Source organism: Shimia aestuarii (genome assembly GCF_900114635.1).
GTDB lineage: Bacteria > Pseudomonadota > Alphaproteobacteria > Rhodobacterales > Rhodobacteraceae > Shimia > Shimia aestuarii.
This window is the reverse complement of record NZ_FOTQ01000004.1, coordinates 174,398-193,334: the sequence shown is the minus strand read 5'-3', so window position 1 is coordinate 193,334 and position 18,937 is coordinate 174,398. Positions and strand designations below refer to the sequence as shown.

The window sequence follows — 18,937 nt, the reverse complement described above, 5'->3', positions numbered from 1 at the left end:
ATGATGGCCTATGGAACAGAAAAGCGGCCCCCTTGGGCCGCTTTTCCTTGTTTCCGACTTAAGATATTCCGATTATCCCAGCGCAGCCCCTATTTCATCCGGCGCTGCTGCCGCTTCGATCAACGCCCACAGCGCCCCGGCCCGCTCCGCACCAATCAAAGACGCGGCCTTGGACTGTAACCGCTCTGCACGCGCAGCCAGCACTACAGGCGCATCAAGATCGTGAAACCCGTCATGGGTTGTGCCATCCTTCTGCGTGATCCGCACCCGCGCCTGCATCTCGCTCAACCCCTCATCGGTGGAAACCGACACCTTGCCTCGCAATGCAACCACGTCCGCATCGACACAAAGCGCATCCGAATAGCTGTCCAATGCGGCCGTATCATGCCCAAGCAAGGCCATTGCCGTCACCATGCGATAGGAAAACTTGGCGCCCAGCCCGGTTTCGGGATCTGGCTGGTTGCACACCGTCATCCAACGCGGATGGGTTGTGATCTTTACCGCCGCCACATCCGAAGCCGCCGGGCGGTTCATCGACGCCAGCGCCTCGAGCGTGGCGTGCAGACCGTGACAGCAAGCATGGAACTTGTGACTGATCCGATCAAACGCCCAGTCCTGCCCCAGCCCATCAAGCGCCCGCGCATTGCCTTCGCCCGCATGGGTCGCCCCAAAGCCCTGCGCCACCTCAAGTCCTTGGGAATTGGGCACAAAGCCCCGCGCCACCAACTGCGCCGCTTCGACCCCATTGGTCGCCGCAATCCCCGCGTTATAGGGTTTGCCCATTGTCCCGAATTGCGATTTCAGCCCCGACGCGCGCGTCGCAACCAGCCCCAAGGCCGCTGCAATCCCGTCCTCGTCCAGCCCCAAAAGCCGCGCACTCGCCGCCGTCGCGCCAAAGGCGCCCGCCGTGCCCGTCTGGTGAAACCCGCTTTGGTAATGGTCCCGACCCAGCCAGACACCCACGCGAATGCTCACCTCGATCCCGATCAGCGCCGCAAGCTGCACATCGTCTCCTGACGCCCCAATGGCCTCGCCCACGGCCAAAGCTGCCGGAATCACCGCAACGCTGGGATGGCCGATATGCGCAAAATGCGTATCGTCGTAGTCCAATGCATGACTGGTGGCCCCATTGACCAGGGCCGCCGCTCGCGCTGGCACCCGGCCCCCGCCAAAAAGATGCGCCTGCGCCGCACCAGCTTCGTCCATCGCCATCGCTCGAGTGATCCGCGCGACCGGCTCTGACACCCCGGCTATCCCCACCGCCGCCCAGTCAAGCATCGACAGCCGCAGCATCTGCAACGTATCACCCGGCACGGCATCCGCGCCCGTTCCCGCCACGAGCGCGGCCAGTTTCTCGGTAATCATGTCGTCCTCCCGGACAGTTTCAGCCGTGCAGCGCTTTGGCGCGCGCCTCGAACGCCGCCACGATGCGATGCATCGCTTCATTGAACACCAACCCGATTGCCTTTTGCAAAATCAGGTTACGGAACTCGAAATCCACAAAGAACGCCACCTCGCAGCCGCCATCCACATCTTTGAAATCCCACGTGGATTTCATGTATTTGAACGGCCCGTCGAGGTATTCCGTATCAATATGCTTGGTCTCGGGGTGCAACACCACGCGGCTCCCGAACCGTTCGCGGAACACCTTGAACGAGATCACGAGGTCCGCCAGCATCACTTCGCTGGCCCCTTCCGGCGTACGCGAGCGGATGCGCGCCGCCGCACACCACGGCAGGAATTTCGGATAAGACGCCACATCCGCGACGAGATCATACATCTGCTGCGCCGTGTAAGGCAGCGTGCGGGTTTCTGAGTGGGTCGGCATGTCGCCCCCTGACGTTCGGGTTTTCGCGTGACACTGGGCGCCCATTTCGTATTCTGCGGCGGGAAAATCAAGGGGGTCTCATGCCAGAGCGTCCATATGTCATCGATCAAATGATCTCGGCCAAGTCCATCGCCGCCCGGATCGAAGAGCTTTGCGACGAGATTTCGCGCGAATACGAAGGCACCGACAAGCTTGTCGTGGTCGGGCTTCTGCGCGGGTCCTTCGTGTTTATCGCCGATCTCGTGCGCGAACTCGATCTGCCTGTCGAGGTCGATTTCCTTGAAGCCTCCTCATATGGAAACTCCATGGAGAGTTCGAGAGAAGTCCGTATTCTCAAAGATTTGCGCGGCGAAATTGAAGGCCGAGACGTGTTGGTTGTCGAAGACATCGTGGACACGGGCCACACGCTGACCCATGTCATGCACCTCTTGGAATCGCGCAATCCGCGCAAACTCAAGACCATTGCGTTGCTCGACAAACCCTCGCGTCGCGAAGCCGATATCGCCGCCGATTGGATCGGATTCTCGATCCCGGACGAATTTGTCGTCGGCTACGGCATCGACTTTGCGCAACGCAACCGCAACCTGCCCTTTATCGGCAAGGTGCGGTTCACCGAGTGAAGATCCGCCATTTCCTGCGCATGGCCCGCTGGGCCCGCAACCCGCCCTCCGAGGGGCGGGTCAAACTGGTGTTCGCGATCATTGCCATCTGCCTTGTGGTTTTTGCTTTCGAAAAGGTCTTTGGCTGGCCCGACTGGATGACTCTCGGCAACACGCCAAAGGGGCGCATGACTCGCTGAAGCCCCCTCTCACGCGATTGTGAAATCACGCGAAAACCCGGCGCACGGCACTGGTTCCATGCGTCTTTGCCGCCTGACCTCAGAGCGCTCAGCGTCACTTTTGAACGACAACTTCCACTTTAGGAAAGTAATTCAATTAGTTGTTTTATAAATATAAATAAACCACACACGGGTCTCAGAATCTTAAACACACCCACCGTCAACGCAGGACGTAAGTGCACGAACCCTCTGCAAAGGTCGATCCCGGAACAAGTCCGCTACGACCCGGTTTTCACTGTGCGTTTTTTGAGGCTCAATCTACAAAAGTGATAGATAAGTTTTTGCATCAACCCGGATAGACTTTTTTTCAATCAATTTGCCACAGGAGGTTCCCATGAAACGCAGACTGAAAACTCTTGCCACCGCGACCACTCTAGCCCTGCTCGCAGGCGCCGCTTTTGCAGACGGCCATGTCAACGCCGCGATCAAGGCCCGCCAGGCCCAGATGCAACTTTATGCCTTCAACATCGGCCAGCTGGGCGCCATGGCCAAAGGCGAAATGGACTATGACGCCGCCGTCGCCTCGGCTGCGGCCAATAATCTCCTCACGCTGACCAAGATGGACCAGTCCGCCATGTGGCCCGGGGGGTCCGACAGCATGTCCGTCGACGGCACCCGCGCCAAACCCGACATGTGGGACAACTTCCCGGACGTGATGGCCAAGGGCAAGGCCTTGGGTGACGCCGCCATGGCCATGCAAGCGGCGGCGGGCGGCGGGCTCGATAGCCTGCGCGGCGCCATGGGCGCGCTTGGAGGGTCCTGCAGCAGCTGCCACAAACCCTACCGCGAACCGGAAAGCTGATCCGTCCTCGCACGACTGACCGCACCGATGACTTCGGCCATCGGTGCTTTTCTTTCAGGAGCTCGCCATGCGCCGCCTTATCGTTCGCCTGTTTCTGCTTGGCCTTCTCGGTTTCGCGGCTTTCTGGTTCCTGACCCGCCCAGAAACCCTGCCCTCGGACGCGCTTGAGGGACTGACCGCCGATGCAACGCGCGGTGAAACCGTGTTTTACGCGGCAGGCTGCGCGTCCTGTCACACCGCCCCCAATGCCGAATCCGAAGGTGCGCCAGTTCTCTCTGGCGGTCAGAGCTTCCCCTCGCCCTTTGGCACCTTCATCGCCCCCAATATCTCGCCTGACACAACCCATGGCATCGGGGACTGGAGCGCGCTGGACCTTGCCAATGCGATTAAACACGGCACCTCGCCAGATGGACAGCATTACTATCCGGCCTTCCCCTACAGTTCTTACAGCCGCGCCACCTTGCAGGACATCACCGATCTGCACGCCTACATGATGACCCTGCCTGCCGATGCGACGCCAAGCCAACCGCACGACATCGGCTTTCCCTTCAACATCCGCCTCTCCCTTGGGGGCTGGAAATTCCTGTTCCTGAACGATGACTGGATCACCGAGGCCGCCACGCCAGAGCTCGAACGCGGGCGCTACCTTGTCGAAGCCCTCGGTCATTGCGGCGAATGCCACACGCCCCGCGGCCCGCTGGGAAATGTCGATCTCGACCAATGGCTGGCTGGCGCACCCGATCCGTCAGGCAAGGGCAAAATCCCCGGCATCACCCCGGCACAACTCGACTGGCCCGCGCAGGACCTGGTGTATTATTTTGAAACGGGGTTCACACCCGACTATGACAGCGCCGGCGGGCACATGGCGCATGTCATTGAAAACCTGTCGAAACTCGACGCCGGCGACCGCGAGGCGATTGCCGCCTACCTCAAAGCGCTACCTGCGGGCCAATAGGCCTTGGCAGAAAATCTCAGCCCTTGGCCAACTGCGCCTCACGCGCGGCGCGCAAACGCGCGAAATCATCCCCCGCGTGATAGGATGAACGGGTGAGCGGCGTTGCCGACACCATCAGGAATCCCTTGCCATAGGCGGCCTTTTCATAGCCCTCGAACTCTTCCGGCGTCACGAACCGATCCACCCCGTGGTGTTTCGGCGTCGGCTGCAGATACTGCCCAATGGTCAGGAAGTCGATATCGGCGGCGCGCATGTCATCCATCACCTGATGCACGGCCTGCTTGTCTTCGCCCAGCCCCACCATGATACCAGACTTGGTAAAGATCGACGGGTCCATCTCCTTGACCCGCTGCAACAGGCGCAGCGAATGGAAATACCGCGCCCCTGGCCGCACCTGCGGGTAAAGGCCGGGAACGGTTTCAAGGTTGTGGTTAAACACATCCGGCTTGGCCGCAACAACCACCTCAAGAACCTCCGGCGCACATTTCAGAAAATCCGGCGTCAGGATCTCGATCGTGGTCGTGGGCGAACGATGCCGCACTGCGCGAATGGTCTGGGCAAAATGCTCGGCGCCGCCATCCTCAAGGTCATCCCGATCGACCGAGGTGATCACCACGTGGTTGAGCCCAAGCTTAGCTACCGCATCCGCCACACGCCCCGGTTCGAACGCATCAAGCGCGTTGGGCTTGCCGGTGGCGATGTTGCAGAAGGTACAGCCGCGCGTACAGATCTCGCCCATGATCATCATGGTCGCGTGTCCCGCGCTCCAGCATTCGCCCGCATTTGGGCATCCCGCCTCTTCACAAACCGTAACCAGCTTGTTGTCACGCATAATTTTCTTGGTGGCGTTATAGCCTTCCCCGGTGGGCGCCTTGACGCGAATCCACTTGGGTTTGCGCGGCTGGGCATTGTCCGGACGGTGGGCTTTTTCCGGGTGGCGCTGTTCGGGCAGTTTCAAGTCACGCAATGGTCTTTACCTCGGGGCAACATGGATTCCTGAGTGCATACCATAGCGCACGGTTCCCGCTAGTACCAGAATCGCAACCCAGCCATGTGTCTCGCACAATTCCCGGTCGCTTTGCAGCTGCAGAAAGATACTTAGCAAATGCAGCATTGCGCCCTAGTTTAGAATTGCTATAAGTCGCGCCGGACCATTCAAATCAAAGAGGAATCACCCGATGCAAGTTGGCGTAAAAGTCCCCAATGTCGTTTTCAAAACCCGCGTGCGTGACGAAGCCGTTGGCGGCCCGAACCCGTTCCGCTGGCAGGATGTGACCAGCGACGACTATTTCAAGGGCAAGCGCGTGATCCTGTTCTCGCTGCCGGGTGCCTTCACCCCGACCTGCTCGACCTACCAGCTTCCGGGCTTTGAGGACAATTTTGCCAAGTTCCAGGAACTGGGCATCGAGGACATCTACTGCATGTCCGTCAACGACAGCTTCGTGATGAACAAATGGGCCGAAGCGCAGGGCATCAAGAACGTCAAAGTGATCCCCGACGGGTCCGGCGAATTCACCCGCAAAGTCGGCATGCTGGTGCGTAAAGACAACCTCGGCTTTGGCCTGCGGTCCTGGCGCTATGCCGCCATCATCAATGACGGCAAGGTTGAAGCTTGGTTCGAAGAGCCCGGCCTCGAAGACAACCACGGCGCTGACCCCTATGGCGAAAGCTCGCCCGAAAACCTGCTCAAGTATCTCGAAGCAGCCAACGTGGAAACCGCCGCGTAAACCGCTTCGGCTTCCAAAAGAAACGGCCCGCATGTCCTGCGGGCCGTTTTTGTTTCAACCGATGTAATCCCCGGCGCCCCCGGCCTGTCCGCGATAATGTTCGCGCAGCCGCATCAGCGCAATCCGTAGCACGATCTTGCCCGACCGCGCCGACCAACCCAGCCGCTTTTCCGCGGTTTCCAACCCTTCCAGGAAACAGCAACAGCGCAATGCGACGTCCGACAGCCCATCGCCAAGATCTTCCAGAGCCTTCGCCACGCGCTCGCGCGCGCCATCGGGGCCGGATCCGACGCCGCTGTCGGGCCGATACCCGCCACGCTCGCCCCCGGTCAGGAACCGCTCCCAGTTCTGCCCGACGCGCGGCCCCATCTGCGCCAGCTCAAAATCCTCGCGCAACCGCTCTCCGGCTGCGACAAGATCGGTGCTCAGGAACGGTTTGCCATCCTTGTCCTTGCGCCGCGCCAGCGATGTGAGCGGGCTCTCGGCCATGTTGAACCGCATCTGCCGCGTGCGTCCCTTCTCGCGCACGGTCTTTTCGCCCCACGCGCGATGCTGCTCGGCAAACGGGTTTTGTGCCTCGGCAAAGCCCTGCGCGGCATTTTCCGCCTCGGCCAGCATGCGCTGCAGCGCAGCCTTCCCTGCCGCCGTGATCGTGTATTGCGCGATGCGCCCCTGCGCCGAACAACTGATCCAGTCCTTCAGGACCATGGCCTGTGCCACGTCCCTGTCTACCACGGCCGTGCGCGCCGATCCCCCATCACCCCGGTCGCGCACGACCACCGCCTTGTCCATGTCCCGCGCCACGGCCAGCACTGCACCCGTTTCGCACAGCCGGCTCAGAACACGCCGCCCTTCCTGCATCACCGTGTCTTCGCTTGGGACCGCCTGTTGTGCCTTCGGTTTTGCCGGACTTCCCCGCTCCGACGCGCGACGGAACCGGTCCAGGGCCGCATCGATCAGCGGATCATCCCGCTTGGACTCTAATTTGCGGATCTGGCGCAGGATGGTGGATGCATGGCATCCGTCACGCCGCGCCAGTTCCCGGATCGACAACCCGTCCTCGGTATGCGCCACGTACCGCGCAACACTCTCAGGTACCCAGGCAGGCAAATCTTCATTGCGGCTTTCCATACGCATCCCACCGTTCTCCTTCTGCTCCGTACGGGTCAGGACAAGTGCCCTAGTTACCCACAAGGTTTTCCCTCGAATTTTCCACAACTTAGAATTGAATTCTTACCTAGCTGTTAACATTCGAGCCGTGAGGTCAGTATTGTTTCCAAAACGTGAACGCTCCCGAAAGACCGCGTACGCTGTTCTGCGCTACATGCAACACCCGCTATAGTTGTGCTTTCTGGGGTCAATCCAAGACAGGAGTGATTCCATGAAAGACATCCTCGCCATGCTCAACAGCCTGAACCGTCCCCGCCTGCTGATCCGCGCGGCCCGCGCGGGCGCAAACGAATACCGGCGCGAACAGCACCTCAAGCGGCATCTGGGGTATGGCCCTTTGCCGCGCAGCGGCGCGGCCCTGATGCGTCTGATGGAATTGGAAGACGACCTGAACCGGCAGCGACGCACAAGCGACGCCGCCTATTCATTGGTCAAACATGTCGACATTCTCATCGCCATGATGGGCGAAGCCCGCGTCTTGCGGGCCTCACAAGGCACTTGCTAGGCCAGTTGGATCAGATGAAGCTGTCCGGCATCGAGGCTTTCTTCTCGGCGACATAGGCGTTGAGCGCCTCTTCCACGCCTGGATCCATGGCGGGTTTCTGATAGCCCGCCAGCAGTTTTTCCACCCGCAGCGACGCCAGCGCCTGCGTATCGCGCGCACCCTCGTCTTCCCATGTCTCGAACGGTTTGTAGTCAAGCAGTTCAGACCGCCAGAACGCCTCTTTGAAGTTCGCCTGCGTGTGGGCGCAGCCAAGGTAATGCCCCCCCGGCCCCACTTCACGGATCGCGTCCAGCGCCTGCGCGTTCTCGTCATGGCTCACGCCGCGCGCCATCTGGTGCAACACGCCAAGCTGATCCGCGTCCATCACGAATTTCTCAAAGCTCGACACCAGCCCGCCTTCCAGCCAGCCACACGAATGCAGCATGAAGTTCACGCCGCCCAACAGCGCCGCGTTGTGCGTGTGCGCGGTTTCATAGGCTGCCTGCGCATCCGGCAGCTTCGAGCCGCACAAGCCCCCACCCGAACGGAACGGCAGACCAAGACGACGCGCCAGCTGACCGGCCCCATAAAGGATCTGGCTCGCTTCCGGCGTGCCAAAGGTCGGCGCCCCCGAATTCATGTCGATCGAGGTCACGAAGGCCCCGAAGATCACCGGCGCGCCGGGGCGGATCAACTGCGAATAGGCGATCCCCGCCAGCACCTCGGCCAAGACCTGCGTCAGCGTGCCCGCCACCGACACCGGCGCCATGGCACCACCCACGATAAAGGGCGACACGATGCAGGCCTGGTTGTTGGCCGCGTAAACCTCAAGCGCGCCCATCATCACGTCGTCAAAGGTCATGGGCGAGTTGATGTTGATGAGCGACGTCATCACCGTGTTTTCCTGCACGAACTCTTTGCCGAACAGGATTTCACACATCTCAACGCTGTCCTGCGCGCGGCTGGGTTCCGTGACCGAGCCCATGAACGGCTTGTCCGACAGGGTCATGTGCGCCAGCAACATGTCCAGGTGACGCTTGTTCACCGCCACGTCAGTCGGTTCACAAACCGTACCGCCCGAATGGTGCAACCACTTGGACATGTAGCCCAGCTTCACGAATTTCTGGAAATCATCCATCGTCGCATAACGCCGACCACCATCCAAATCCCGGACGAAGGGCGGGCCATAGACCGGGGCGCAAACCAGCGTGTTGCCACCGATCTCGACGGTCCGCTCGGGGTTGCGCGCGTGCTGCGTGATCCGCGACGGCGCCGTCTTGCAAAGCTCCCGCGCAAGGCCGCGCGGAATGCGCACACGTTCGCCCTCGACATCGGCACCCGCATTGCGCCAGCGCTCCAGCGCCCCGGGATTGTTGACGAAATTCACGCCAACCTCTTCAAGAATCAATTCCGCATTGGCCTCGATTATTTCGAGCGCTTCCTCGTTGAGGATCTCGAACAGCGGAATGTTGCGTTCGATGTATTTTGCGGTCTCGATCTTGAGCGTGGTGCGTTCGGCCCGACGTGCGGCCCCTCCACCCGAGCGGCTCCGCCGACGTGTCGTTGCTTCTGCCATGTCAATTCCTCGCGCCTGAAGCGTTATCCTGCTCCTGATCTAGCCTGCAATTCACCCGCGTCACGGCAAATTAGCGGCCATTGGAACAAGAATGCGACATCGCCCCGCAAATTTCCGCCCATTCCCCTTCCTTTTGCCGGAAATATCCTCGGGGGGAGCGCCTGCATTGCAGGCCGGGGGGCAGACAGCCCCCCTTCCCCATGTCACAGCGCGCAAACACGCTTGCGCAAACCCTGCGCAGGCGCTAATCCGCGCTCATGTCTGACACATCTCACGCCCGCCTCCTGATCATCGACTTCGGCAGCCAGGTTACGCAGCTCATCGCGCGCCGCCTGCGTGAACTGAACGTCTATTGCGAAATTCACCCCTACCAGAGCGTTACCATGGACATGGTCCGCGAGATGGCGCCCAAGGCGATCATTTTCTCGGGCGGTCCCGACAGCGTCACCCGCGAGGGCAGCCCGCGCGCCCCGCAGGAAATCTTCGACTATGGTGTGCCGATCCTCGGCATCTGCTACGGTCAGCAGGTCATGATGACCCAACTGGGCGGCAAGGTCGAAAGCGGCCACGGCACCGCCGAGTTCGGCCGCGCCTATGTCGAACCCAAAGGCAAGCTCGACCTGCTGGATGGCTGGTTCGAAGAGGGCCGCGAAGAGGTCTGGATGTCTCACGGCGATCACGTCAGCGCCATCGCCCCCGGTTTCGAGGTCTTCGGCACCTCCCCCGGCGCGCCCTTCGCCATCACCGCCGACACGTCGCGCCATTTCTACGCTGTGCAATTCCACCCCGAGGTGCACCACACCCCGAACGGTGCCAAGCTTTACGAAAACTTCGTGAAACTCGCCGGGTTCACCGGCGACTGGACCATGGGCGCCTATCGCGACGAGATGATCGCCAAGATTCGCGAACAGGTTGGCGACAAGAAGGTGATCTGTGGCCTCTCGGGCGGCGTCGACAGCTCCGTCGCGGCGATTCTGATCCACGAAGCCATCGGTGATCAGCTCACCTGCGTCTTTGTCGATCACGGCCTGCTGCGCAAGAACGAGGCCGAAGAAGTCGTCGGCATGTTCCGCGACAATTACAACATCCAGCTGATCCATGCCGACGAATCCGAGCTCTTCCTTGGTGAACTGGAAGGTCAGTCCGACCCCGAAACCAAGCGCAAGATCATCGGCAAGCTCTTCATCGACGTGTTCCAGAAACACGCCGACACGATCGAAGGTGCAGAATTCCTCGCACAAGGCACGCTCTACCCGGACGTGATTGAATCGGTTTCCTTCTCCGGCGGCCCCTCGGTGACGATCAAATCGCATCACAATGTCGGCGGCCTGCCCGAAAAGATGGGCCTCAAGCTGGTCGAACCCCTGCGCGAACTCTTCAAAGATGAAGTCCGTGCGCTGGGTCGTGAACTCGGCCTGCCACAAAGCTTCATCGGTCGTCACCCATTTCCCGGACCGGGCCTTGCCATCCGCTGCCCCGGCGAGATCACCACCGAAAAACTCGACATCCTGCGCGAAGCCGACGCGGTCTATATCGACCAGATCCGTAAGCACGGGCTCTATGACGAGATCTGGCAGGCCTTCGTCGCAATCCTGCCCGTACGCACCGTTGGCGTGATGGGAGACGGGCGCACCTATGACTATGCCTGCGCCCTGCGCGCCGTGACGTCCGTGGACGGCATGACCGCAGACTACTACCCCTTCACCCACGAGTTCCTCGGTGAAACCGCCACCCGGATCATCAACGAGGTCAAGGGCATCAACCGCGTCACCTATGACGTGACCTCGAAACCTCCGGGAACCATCGAGTGGGAGTGAGCGCCGATCCGGCCAAACCCTGAGCCACGATCCATGTCGAAACGCCGCTCTCCCACGGGGCGGCGTTTTGCATTGCGCGAACGCCACCTCCTTCACATGTGCAACAAAGCGCTGGAACTTCCGCGGCGCCACTGCCAAACATGGGCCAACACCCAAGAGGCCCTTCATGCGTCACGCCCTGATGACACTCGTTGCAATCCTTCCCGCCACGACAGGCTTCGCCCTGCCGCCTCTGGCCTGCGAGGACGTGGGCGGGTTGCCGGTCATGACCATCGAAGGCAACCGCCTGCATATCCGCCACGCACCCAACGAGACCGCGACCTTACCGCTCACGCCACTGGACAGCGCCACCACCTTTCCAAGGGCCTGGACCACGCATCTCAACGATGCGCCCGCCACCCTGATCCTTGACGAACTCCCCTGCGCCATCGCCTCCGGCACCTTTCCGCTGCGCTATTACCTGCTGACAGGACAGCCCGCCCACCGCCTGCAGCACGGCTGCTGCACGGTTGCGGAATAAGGACACAAAGATGAGCGATACCCTCAAGGCCGCACTCTGGATGAGCGGCGCCATCCTCTCCTTCACCTCCATGGCCATCGCCGGACGCGCCGTGAGTTTCGAGCTCGATACGTTCGAAATCATGATGTACCGAAGCTTTGTCGGCATCGCGATCGTGCTCATCGTCGCCACCGTTGCGGGCACGATCAATCAGGTGAACACCCGCAACCTCGGTCTGCATTTGGTGCGTAATATCAGCCACTTCGCAGGACAGAACCTGTGGTTCTGCTCGATCACGGTGATCCCGCTTGCGCAGGTCTTTGCGCTGGAATTCACCTCGCCGCTCTGGGCGATCCTTCTCGCCCCGCTGATCCTTGGCGAACGCATCACGCCGGTTGGTGCGCTCTCTGCCATCATCGGCTTTGTCGGCATCCTCGTCGTGGCCCGCCCGTCCCCCGAGACCTTCGATCCCGGACAGGTGACGGCCGCCCTTGCCGCCATTGGCTTTGCGCTCTCGGCGCTCTTCACCCGCAAACTCACCCGCAATCAGACCATCACCTGCATCCTGTTCTACCTGACCGTGATGCAGGCCGTCTTTGGCCTGATCTGCGCCGGGTTTGACGGGGACATCTCCCTGCCCTCTGCCGCCTCGGTCCCGTGGCTCGTGCTGATCGGATGCGCCGGACTGGTCGCCCATTTCTGCCTCACCACCGCGCTCAGCCTCGCCCCCGCCACCGTTGTCATGCCCATCGATTTTGTCCGCCTGCCGCTGATCGCCGTGGTGGGCGTGTTGCTCTACAATGAACCCATCGACATCTTTGTGGTGATCGGCGCGCTGCTCATCTTTGGCGGCAATTACCTCAATATCTGGACCCAGACCCGCCGTCCGAAATCCGCATGATCCGGGTCGCGCGCCACTAACTGCGCCGCTAGGGTCCGACCATGAGCGCGATTACCCAAAAATCCCTGTCCCCTTCCGCATGGGCCGAACTCTTGCTGCTCGGCCTGATCTGGGGGGGCATCTTTCTGGCCAGCCGCCTCGCGCTGAACGAAATCGGCGTGCTCACCCTAGTGGCCCATCGCGTGTTCTGGGCCACGCTGGTGCTCTGGGCGGTGGTCCTGATGCGCCGCTTACCGGTGCCACGGGAACCCCGCGTCTGGGGGGCGTTTCTTGTCATGGGATTGCTCAACAACATCCTGCCCTTCGCCCTGCTGAACTGGGCGCAACTGTCCATCGAAAGCGGCCTCGCCTCGATCTTCAACGCCACCACCGCCATCTTTGGCGTGGTGGTCGCCGCGCTCTTCTTTGCCGATGAGCGCCTCAGCGTCCGCAAGGCGCTTGGCGTCGGCCTCGGCTTTCTCGGTGTGGCAACCGCCATCGGCCTTTCCAACCTGACCCACCTTGATCCACGCAACTTGGCCCAACTGGCCGCCGTCGCCGCCACCCTGTCTTACGCCTTTGCCGGCGCATGGGCGCGCGCAACGCTCAATGGCCTGTCGCCACAGGTCGCCGCCGCCGGGATGCTGACCGCCTCAAGCGTGATGATCCTGCCCATGGCATGGAGCGTCGAAGGCCCGTTTGATTTTGCACTGATGCCCGTCACATGGGGCGCCATTGGCTTTGCTTCGCTGATCGCCACTGCAGGTGCCTACCTTCTCTATTACCGCCTGCTTGCCGTTGCAGGGTCGGGCAATCTTCTGCTCGTCACCTTGTTGATCCCGCCCTTTGCCATCTGCCTTGGCTGGCTGGTTCTGGGGGAAACCGTCGCGCCCCGCGCCCTGATTGGCTTTGCGCTCCTCGCCCTTGGGCTTGCTGTAATCGACGGGCGGGTTTTTCGCATCTTCTCCGCCAAACCGGTCTAGTCGGTTTCCATCGGCAGCGACGGGTCATTGGCCCATTCGCTCATCGAATTGTCATACACCGCCACATCCTCGCATCCCAACTGGTGCAACAGGAACGCATCCAGCGTCGCGAATATCCCACCGCCGCAATAGGTGATCTGCCGCGCTGCGCCACTTGCCCCGGACGCCTCGAACGCCGCCGCGATCTCGCTATATGGTTTCAGGATCTGACTCTCCGCTTCCACCACGGACGCCGCTGGCACGTTCACGCTCCCCGGAATGCGCCCCGCCCGCCCATAGCGGTCATTCTCACCGGAATGCAGGTCCGGACTGAGTGCGTTGACGACACAGGTCTGCGCCGCATCTGTCCCTGCCAGCACTTCGTCCTTCCCGACAAAAACCCCGGGCCGAGGCCTGGGCGTGATCTTTCCGGCAGCATAGCGATTTTCGCCCTGTTCTACCGGATGCCCCTCGGCCTGCCATTTCGCGAACCCACCATTCAGGATTGCCGCGTTGTCAAACCCGATCCAGCGCAGCATCCACCAGAACCGTGTCGCCCACGGCAGCGTCGTTCGGCTGTAAAGCACGACCCGCGTGCCATCTGAGACGCCATGCATCTCAAACGCGCGCACGGCGTCCTCGACACGCGGCAGGCTCATGGCGAACGGCGCGTCCGGGGTCGAAAACGCGCCCTGCAAATCAAGATAGCCTGCGCCGGGAATGTGGCCATGCAAATGGGACTCATGCCCGCTCACGACATCATAGGGTCGAGCCTCGTCAGGCGTGAACTCAAGATAGGTGGTACAATCAAATACCCGCAGATCGGGATCGTTCAAATGCACGGCAAGCCAGCCGGTTTCGACAATCGCCTCGGGAAACCGGAAACGTTGATGGGCCATGGGTGTCCCTCCTCTTAACAACACCTTACCGCAGCAGGCCAACTTGCGCCAAACCTTCCTCAATACCGACGCAATACCGACGTTTCACCGACGTTTCACCGACGCAAAACCGAGGCCCGGATTCAAGTGTCCAGGGATTGCCGTTGACCGCTTGGGCGCAGGCGGCTACCACCTGCGGGGAGATCGTAAAGGAATGGGTTGATGATCTATCCAACCGCACAAACCTGGCAAGACGCCGCGCGCCGCAAAGTTGTGCTTTTCGGCATGTCCGGCCTTGGAAAAACACATGTTTCCAATATCTTGCGGGACAGCGGTGAATGGTTCCACTACTCGATCGACTACCGGATCGGCACCCGCTACATGGGCGAACACATCGCCGACAACGCCAAACGCGAGGCGATGAAGGTCCCTTTCCTGCGGGAACTCCTGATGTCGGACTCGATCTATATCGGTTCCAACATTACTTTCAATAACTTAGCTCCGCTTTCGACCTATTTGGGCAAGCCCGGGAACCCCGATCTCGGCGGCGTTCCATTTGACGAATACATGCGCCGACAGGATCAGCACCACGTCGCCGAAACCGCCGCCCTGCTCGACACCGCCCACTTCATCGACCGCGCCCAAACGCTTTATGGCTATGACCATTTTGTCTGTGACACCGGCGGCTCCATCTGCGAAGTCGTGGATCCCGAAGACCCGCAAGACCCTGTTTTGAATGCGCTTTCTTCAAATGCACTGATGGTTTGGATCAAGGGGTCCGAGGCCCATACCGAAGAACTGATCCGCCGCTTCGACCGCGCGCCCAAGCCGATGTACTACCAGCCCGAGTTTCTTCTCGCGCGCTGGCAGGAATACCTTGCCGAAACCGGAAAATCCGAAGCGCAGGTCGACCCGAACGCCTTTGTCCGCTGGACCTACGCCAAGGCGCTGGCCCACCGCCAGCCCCGCTATGCCGCCATGGCGCGCTGGGGCGTGACCGTCACCGCAGAAGACGTCTCCAAGGTCACAACCGCCTCGGATTTCAACGCCCTGATCGCACAGACCCTTGAGAAACAAGGCCAAACTGCCTAACTACCCCCTTCACAAACGCCATACGGAAAGACCTGACATGCCTATCAAGCTTCCTTCGGACCTCCCTGCCTTTGACGTGCTTTCGCGCGAAGGTGTGATGGTTATGTCCGAGGACCAGGCCGCCCGTCAGGACATTCGCCCCTTGCGCATCGGCCTCTTGAACCTGATGCCCAAGAAGATCCAGACCGAGAACCAGTTCGCACGCCTGATCGGCGCAACCGCGCTACAGATTGAGTTTTCCTTAATCCGTATGAGCGAACATCAGACCAAGAACACCGCCGCTGAACATATGGCCGAGTTTTACCGCCCCTTCTCCGAGGTGAAGGCAACGGGCGAGAAATTCGACGGCCTGATCATCACTGGGGCGCCCATCGAACACCTCCCGTTCGAAGACGTAACCTATTGGCAAGAATTGATCGAAGTCTTTGAATGGACCCAGACCAACGTGCATTCCACCTTCGGCGTCTGCTGGGGCGGCATGGCGATGATCAACCATTTCCACGGCGTCAGGAAACACATGCTCGACGCCAAGGCGTTTGGCTGTTTCCGGCATCGCAACATGGACCCCGCAAGCCATTATTTGCGTGGATTTTCAGATGATTGCGTCATTCCGGTTAGCCGCTGGACCGAGATGAAACAGGCCGAGATCGACGCCGTCCCCGCCCTCAAGACCCTACTCAGCAGCGATGAGGTCGGCCCCTGTCTGGTCGAAGACCCGGAGCATCGCGCGCTCTATATCTTCAATCATTTCGAGTATGACAGCGATACGCTCAAACAGGAATATGACCGCGACGTCGCCAATGGCACACCGATCAACGTGCCCTGCAACTACTATCCCGATGACGATCCGTCCCGCCCGCCACAGAACCGCTGGCGCAGCCACGCGCATCTGCTTTACGGCAACTGGATCACCGAGGTCTACGAGACCACGCATTACGACATGAATGACATTGGCAGGTAAGGCATTCATATTATTCGCTTTTCTTCTGGTGGTCGCGTCGGTCTGGACCACGCATCGCGCCCGCCAGCACGAGCGGCAAGCCGAGGCCATGTTTCCGCCCGAGGGGCAAATCCTTCAGGTTGATGGCCACGCCGTGCATGCCGTTGTCATGGGCGAAGGCCCGGACCTTGTCCTGATCCACGGGGCCTCGGGCAATGCGCGCGACTTCACCCATGCGCTCGCCCCCGCCCTGGCCGCTGACTACCGTGTCATCGTCTTCGACCGCCCCGGCCTTGGCTATACCGAGCGCATCAACAAAACCGGCGCAACGATCCGTCAACAGGCCGGGCTTTTCATCAAAGCCGCCGAGCAGCTTGGCGCCAAATCCCCGATCGTCGTCGGTCACTCCTATGGCGGGGCGGTCGCCCTTGCCTGGGCGACCTACCACCCGGATCGCCTTTCTGCCCTTGTGACACTGGCCGGACCGGGCCTGCCATGGACCACGCCACTCAGCCTGTATTATCGCGTTCTGTCCCATCCCTTCCTTGGCCCACTGGCGATCCCCGTGCTGACCGCCTATATCCATGACGAGCGTGTCGAGCGCGAAGTTTCCGATATCTTCGATCCCCAGACCGCTCCGGATGGATATCTTGACCATATTGGCGCGGGCCTCACGCTGAGGCGCGATTCCTTACGCGCAAATGCCTTGCAACGCGCCAACCTGCTCGACGAGATCACCGAAATGGCCCCGCACTACCCGGACATTCGGGTGCCAACCGAAATCGTGCATGGCGACATAGACACGATTGTGGGGCTCGATATCCACGCCCGTCCCCTCGCCGCCATAATTTCGGGTGCAAAGCTGACCGTTCTGCCCGGCATTGGACACATGCCGCAGCACGCCGCACAGACAGAGGTGATCCAAGCCATCCACCGTGCGGCGTCTCGTGCCGGATTGCGCTAACTGCGCGCTGCCGTCATAGTGTGAAAAAAAGGGAGAGGTTTCATGGAGTTGCCATTTGATGGCGCAATCAGCGCGTTCTACAAGAACGACGCTCCCAAAGCGGTCCACAACGCGATCAAGCGCGCCGACAAGAATGAAATCCTTGACCCGTCCTACCCGCATGGCGAACGGCTCAATCGCAAAGCCTACGAGGCTGAACTAAAAGCGCTGCAAATCGAACTGGTCAAGATGCAGCACTGGGCCAAGGAGACAGGCGCACGGATCGCGATCATCTTCGAAGGCCGTGATGCTGCCGGAAAAGGCGGCACAATCAAACGCTTCCGTGAGAATCTTAATCCACGCGGCGCGCGAGTTGTGGCGCTTTCCAAACCCACGGACGCAGAACAAACGCAATGGTATTTCCAGCGCTACATCGATCACCTGCCAGCGGGTGGTGAGATCGTGTTCTATGACCGCTCGTGGTACAATCGCGGTGTCGTGGAAAAGGTCTTCGGTTTCTGCGATGACGATCAGCGCGCGCGCTTTTTTCGCCAGGTGACCCCGTTCGAAGAAACGCTGGTGAACGACGGCATCTATGTTTTCAAGATCTGGATGAATGTCGGCCGCGCCGAACAACTGCGCCGTTTCCTCGCCCGTGAAAGCGACCCGCTCAAGCAATGGAAACTCAGCTGGATCGACGTCGAAGGTCTGAAACGCTGGGATGATTACACCAAGGCCATCTCCGAAACCCTCACCCGTAGCCACGGCGAGCTTGCGCCATGGACCATTGTACGCTCGGATGACAAGCGCCGCGCCCGGCTCAATGCGATCCGCGCAGTGCTGAGCAAGCTTGACTATGATCGCAAGGATGCCAAGGCCATTGGGTCCATTGATCCGACGATCTGCGGGGGGCCGGACATCTGGAATGCCTAAGAAACGCGGCTATCATCACGGCAATCTCCGTCAGGCTTTGGTCGAAGCAGCGCTCAAGCTGATCGAAACCAAGGGCCCGACCGGGTTTACTCTCTCCGAGGCAGCGAAACAGGCCGGCGTTACTCCAGCCGCCGTGTATCGCCACTTCGAGGGGCGCGAAGACCTGATCGCCGAGGCCGCGCGACAAGGCTACGAGATTTTCGCCGACCTGATGCAATATGCCTATGAAAAGGGACAACCTTCGGCACTGGCATCATTCGAGGCCACAGGCCGCGCCTATCTCGCCTTTGCGCGCCGCTATCCGGGGCATTATATCGCCATGTTCGAAAGCGGAATTTCCGTCAATCGCACACCCGAACTGGCCGAGGTTGCCGCCCGCGCTCGTGGTGTGATGGAGCGCGCCGCCACTGACCTCAGCCAGCACATCCCACCGGAAAAACGCCCGCCCGCCAGCATGTTCTCGGCCCATATCTGGGCGATGAGCCACGGCGTCGTCGAACTCTATGCCCGCAACAGCCCCGGCACCCAGTCGCCCTTTTCTCCCGAAGACCTGCTTGAAAGCGGCATTGGCGTCTACCTGCGCGGGCTTGGCCTGATCAGGCCGGATTCGTGA

General features: G+C 60.7%; 21 protein-coding genes. 15 read left to right on the top strand and 6 right to left on the bottom strand.

Going from position 1 to position 18,937, the window contains the following annotated elements; genetic code table 11:
• Positions 1-72: 72 nt before the first annotated feature.
• Together BMZ35_RS11945 and BMZ35_RS11940 are read right to left on the bottom strand one after the other, a co-directional pair.
• A complete protein-coding gene (locus BMZ35_RS11945; protein WP_093094082.1) occupies positions 73-1,365 on the bottom strand; it encodes an MmgE/PrpD family protein in 1,293 nt (430 codons plus the stop codon).
• A gap of 19 nt (positions 1,366-1,384) precedes the next feature.
• Positions 1,385-1,828 carry a type II toxin-antitoxin system RatA family toxin gene (locus BMZ35_RS11940; protein ID WP_093094081.1) on the bottom strand — a complete coding sequence of 148 codons (444 nt, stop codon included), beginning with the start codon at positions 1,826-1,828 and terminating at the stop codon, positions 1,385-1,387.
• An 80-nt stretch (positions 1,829-1,908) separates the two neighbouring features.
• Between BMZ35_RS11940 and hpt the strand changes: the two genes are divergently transcribed.
• The 4 genes from hpt to BMZ35_RS11920 all read left to right on the top strand — a co-directional run bounded on the left by hpt (position 1,909) and on the right by BMZ35_RS11920 (position 4,423).
• Positions 1,909-2,448 carry a hypoxanthine phosphoribosyltransferase gene (gene hpt / locus BMZ35_RS11935; protein WP_093094080.1) on the top strand — a complete coding sequence of 180 codons (540 nt, stop codon included), beginning with the start codon at positions 1,909-1,911 and terminating at the stop codon, positions 2,446-2,448.
• On the top strand, positions 2,445-2,627 hold the full coding sequence (locus tag BMZ35_RS11930; RefSeq protein ID WP_093094079.1) for a hypothetical protein: 183 nt from the start codon (positions 2,445-2,447) through the stop codon (positions 2,625-2,627). Before hpt ends, BMZ35_RS11930 begins: the two co-directional genes overlap by 4 nt.
• Before the next feature lie 373 nt (positions 2,628-3,000).
• Positions 3,001-3,468 (top strand): c-type cytochrome, encoded by a 468-nt coding sequence (locus BMZ35_RS11925; protein ID WP_093094078.1) that lies wholly within the window; start codon positions 3,001-3,003, stop codon positions 3,466-3,468.
• 67 nt (positions 3,469-3,535) lie between these two features.
• Entirely contained in the window at positions 3,536-4,423 is an 888-nt protein-coding gene (locus tag BMZ35_RS11920; protein ID WP_093094077.1) for a cytochrome c, read from the top strand.
• Between the two features lie 16 nt (positions 4,424-4,439).
• On the opposite strand, the gene lipA is transcribed toward BMZ35_RS11920, so the two are convergent.
• Entirely contained in the window at positions 4,440-5,390 is a 951-nt protein-coding gene (gene lipA / locus BMZ35_RS11915) for a lipoyl synthase (RefSeq protein WP_093094076.1), read from the bottom strand.
• A gap of 211 nt (positions 5,391-5,601) precedes the next feature.
• On the opposite strand from lipA, the gene BMZ35_RS11910 reads away from it, so the two are divergent.
• Complete coding sequence (locus BMZ35_RS11910) at positions 5,602-6,150, top strand: peroxiredoxin (RefSeq protein ID WP_093094075.1); 549 nt, start codon at positions 5,602-5,604, stop codon at positions 6,148-6,150.
• 54 nt (positions 6,151-6,204) lie between these two features.
• On the opposite strand, the gene BMZ35_RS11905 is transcribed toward BMZ35_RS11910, so the two are convergent.
• Positions 6,205-7,287 (bottom strand): DUF6456 domain-containing protein, encoded by a 1,083-nt coding sequence (locus BMZ35_RS11905; protein WP_423227757.1) that lies wholly within the window; start codon positions 7,285-7,287, stop codon positions 6,205-6,207.
• A gap of 244 nt (positions 7,288-7,531) precedes the next feature.
• Here BMZ35_RS11905 and BMZ35_RS11900 point away from each other — a divergent pair, with 244 nt between their 5' ends.
• Entirely contained in the window at positions 7,532-7,825 is a 294-nt protein-coding gene (locus BMZ35_RS11900; protein WP_093094074.1) for a DUF6477 family protein, read from the top strand.
• 10 nt (positions 7,826-7,835) lie between these two features.
• Here the strand turns inward: BMZ35_RS11900 and BMZ35_RS11895 are convergent, their stop codons facing one another.
• Positions 7,836-9,380 (bottom strand): trimethylamine methyltransferase family protein, encoded by a 1,545-nt coding sequence (locus tag BMZ35_RS11895; protein WP_093094073.1) that lies wholly within the window; start codon positions 9,378-9,380, stop codon positions 7,836-7,838.
• Between the two features lie 257 nt (positions 9,381-9,637).
• Between BMZ35_RS11895 and guaA the strand changes: the two genes are divergently transcribed.
• From guaA to BMZ35_RS11875, 4 genes are all read left to right on the top strand, one after another.
• Positions 9,638-11,197, top strand: coding sequence for a glutamine-hydrolyzing GMP synthase (gene guaA, locus BMZ35_RS11890; protein ID WP_093094072.1), 1,560 nt, complete (start codon positions 9,638-9,640; stop codon positions 11,195-11,197).
• A gap of 166 nt (positions 11,198-11,363) precedes the next feature.
• The gene (locus tag BMZ35_RS11885) at positions 11,364-11,717 is read left to right on the top strand and encodes a hypothetical protein (RefSeq protein WP_093094071.1); all 354 of its coding nucleotides are present in this window, start codon (positions 11,364-11,366) and stop codon (positions 11,715-11,717) included.
• A 10-nt stretch (positions 11,718-11,727) separates the two neighbouring features.
• Positions 11,728-12,597, top strand: a complete 870-nt coding sequence (locus BMZ35_RS11880; RefSeq protein WP_093094070.1) for a DMT family transporter — start codon at positions 11,728-11,730, stop codon at positions 12,595-12,597.
• A gap of 41 nt (positions 12,598-12,638) precedes the next feature.
• Positions 12,639-13,559 carry a DMT family transporter gene (locus BMZ35_RS11875; RefSeq protein ID WP_093094069.1) on the top strand — a complete coding sequence of 307 codons (921 nt, stop codon included), beginning with the start codon at positions 12,639-12,641 and terminating at the stop codon, positions 13,557-13,559.
• Here BMZ35_RS11875 and BMZ35_RS11870 read toward each other — a convergent pair.
• A complete protein-coding gene (locus tag BMZ35_RS11870; protein ID WP_093094068.1) occupies positions 13,556-14,437 on the bottom strand; it encodes a sulfurtransferase in 882 nt (293 codons plus the stop codon). The genes BMZ35_RS11875 and BMZ35_RS11870 overlap by 4 nt on opposite strands.
• A gap of 201 nt (positions 14,438-14,638) precedes the next feature.
• On the opposite strand from BMZ35_RS11870, the gene BMZ35_RS11865 reads away from it, so the two are divergent.
• From BMZ35_RS11865 to BMZ35_RS11845, 5 genes are read left to right on the top strand one after another with little or no spacing between them, the layout of a single operon-like run.
• The gene (locus tag BMZ35_RS11865; protein ID WP_093094067.1) at positions 14,639-15,508 is read left to right on the top strand and encodes an ATPase; all 870 of its coding nucleotides are present in this window, start codon (positions 14,639-14,641) and stop codon (positions 15,506-15,508) included.
• A 37-nt stretch (positions 15,509-15,545) separates the two neighbouring features.
• Entirely contained in the window at positions 15,546-16,469 is a 924-nt protein-coding gene (gene metA / locus BMZ35_RS11860) for a homoserine O-acetyltransferase MetA (protein ID WP_093094066.1), read from the top strand.
• On the top strand, positions 16,453-17,412 hold the full coding sequence (locus tag BMZ35_RS11855; protein ID WP_093094065.1) for an alpha/beta fold hydrolase: 960 nt from the start codon (positions 16,453-16,455) through the stop codon (positions 17,410-17,412). The genes metA and BMZ35_RS11855 overlap by 17 nt, the downstream gene beginning before the upstream one ends.
• Positions 17,413-17,454: 42 nt before the next feature.
• Positions 17,455-18,324: a polyphosphate kinase 2 gene (gene ppk2 / locus BMZ35_RS11850; protein WP_093094064.1), complete on the top strand. Its 870-nt coding sequence runs from the start codon at positions 17,455-17,457 to the stop codon at positions 18,322-18,324.
• The gene (locus BMZ35_RS11845) at positions 18,317-18,937 is read left to right on the top strand and encodes a TetR/AcrR family transcriptional regulator (protein WP_093094063.1); all 621 of its coding nucleotides are present in this window, start codon (positions 18,317-18,319) and stop codon (positions 18,935-18,937) included. Before ppk2 ends, BMZ35_RS11845 begins: the two co-directional genes overlap by 8 nt.

Coding starts and splice junctions, on each gene's coding strand:
- BMZ35_RS11900 (WP_093094074.1), top strand. CDS start 7,532: ATGAAAGACATCCTCGCCATGCTCAACAGCCTGAACCGTCCCCGCCTG.
- metA (WP_093094066.1), top strand. CDS start 15,546: ATGCCTATCAAGCTTCCTTCGGACCTCCCTGCCTTTGACGTGCTTTCG.
- BMZ35_RS11870 (WP_093094068.1), bottom strand. CDS start 14,437: ATGGCCCATCAACGTTTCCGGTTTCCCGAGGCGATTGTCGAAACCGGC.
- BMZ35_RS11920 (WP_093094077.1), top strand. CDS start 3,536: ATGCGCCGCCTTATCGTTCGCCTGTTTCTGCTTGGCCTTCTCGGTTTC.
- BMZ35_RS11875 (WP_093094069.1), top strand. CDS start 12,639: ATGAGCGCGATTACCCAAAAATCCCTGTCCCCTTCCGCATGGGCCGAA.
- BMZ35_RS11945 (WP_093094082.1), bottom strand. CDS start 1,365: ATGATTACCGAGAAACTGGCCGCGCTCGTGGCGGGAACGGGCGCGGAT.
- BMZ35_RS11880 (WP_093094070.1), top strand. CDS start 11,728: ATGAGCGATACCCTCAAGGCCGCACTCTGGATGAGCGGCGCCATCCTC.
- BMZ35_RS11925 (WP_093094078.1), top strand. CDS start 3,001: ATGAAACGCAGACTGAAAACTCTTGCCACCGCGACCACTCTAGCCCTG.
- ppk2 (WP_093094064.1), top strand. CDS start 17,455: ATGGAGTTGCCATTTGATGGCGCAATCAGCGCGTTCTACAAGAACGAC.
- BMZ35_RS11910 (WP_093094075.1), top strand. CDS start 5,602: ATGCAAGTTGGCGTAAAAGTCCCCAATGTCGTTTTCAAAACCCGCGTG.
- BMZ35_RS11940 (WP_093094081.1), bottom strand. CDS start 1,828: ATGCCGACCCACTCAGAAACCCGCACGCTGCCTTACACGGCGCAGCAG.
- hpt (WP_093094080.1), top strand. CDS start 1,909: ATGCCAGAGCGTCCATATGTCATCGATCAAATGATCTCGGCCAAGTCC.
- BMZ35_RS11885 (WP_093094071.1), top strand. CDS start 11,364: ATGCGTCACGCCCTGATGACACTCGTTGCAATCCTTCCCGCCACGACA.
- BMZ35_RS11905 (WP_423227757.1), bottom strand. CDS start 7,287: ATGCGTATGGAAAGCCGCAATGAAGATTTGCCTGCCTGGGTACCTGAG.
- BMZ35_RS11865 (WP_093094067.1), top strand. CDS start 14,639: ATGATCTATCCAACCGCACAAACCTGGCAAGACGCCGCGCGCCGCAAA.
- BMZ35_RS11845 (WP_093094063.1), top strand. CDS start 18,317: ATGCCTAAGAAACGCGGCTATCATCACGGCAATCTCCGTCAGGCTTTG.
- BMZ35_RS11855 (WP_093094065.1), top strand. CDS start 16,453: ATGACATTGGCAGGTAAGGCATTCATATTATTCGCTTTTCTTCTGGTG.
- guaA (WP_093094072.1), top strand. CDS start 9,638: ATGTCTGACACATCTCACGCCCGCCTCCTGATCATCGACTTCGGCAGC.
- BMZ35_RS11895 (WP_093094073.1), bottom strand. CDS start 9,380: ATGGCAGAAGCAACGACACGTCGGCGGAGCCGCTCGGGTGGAGGGGCC.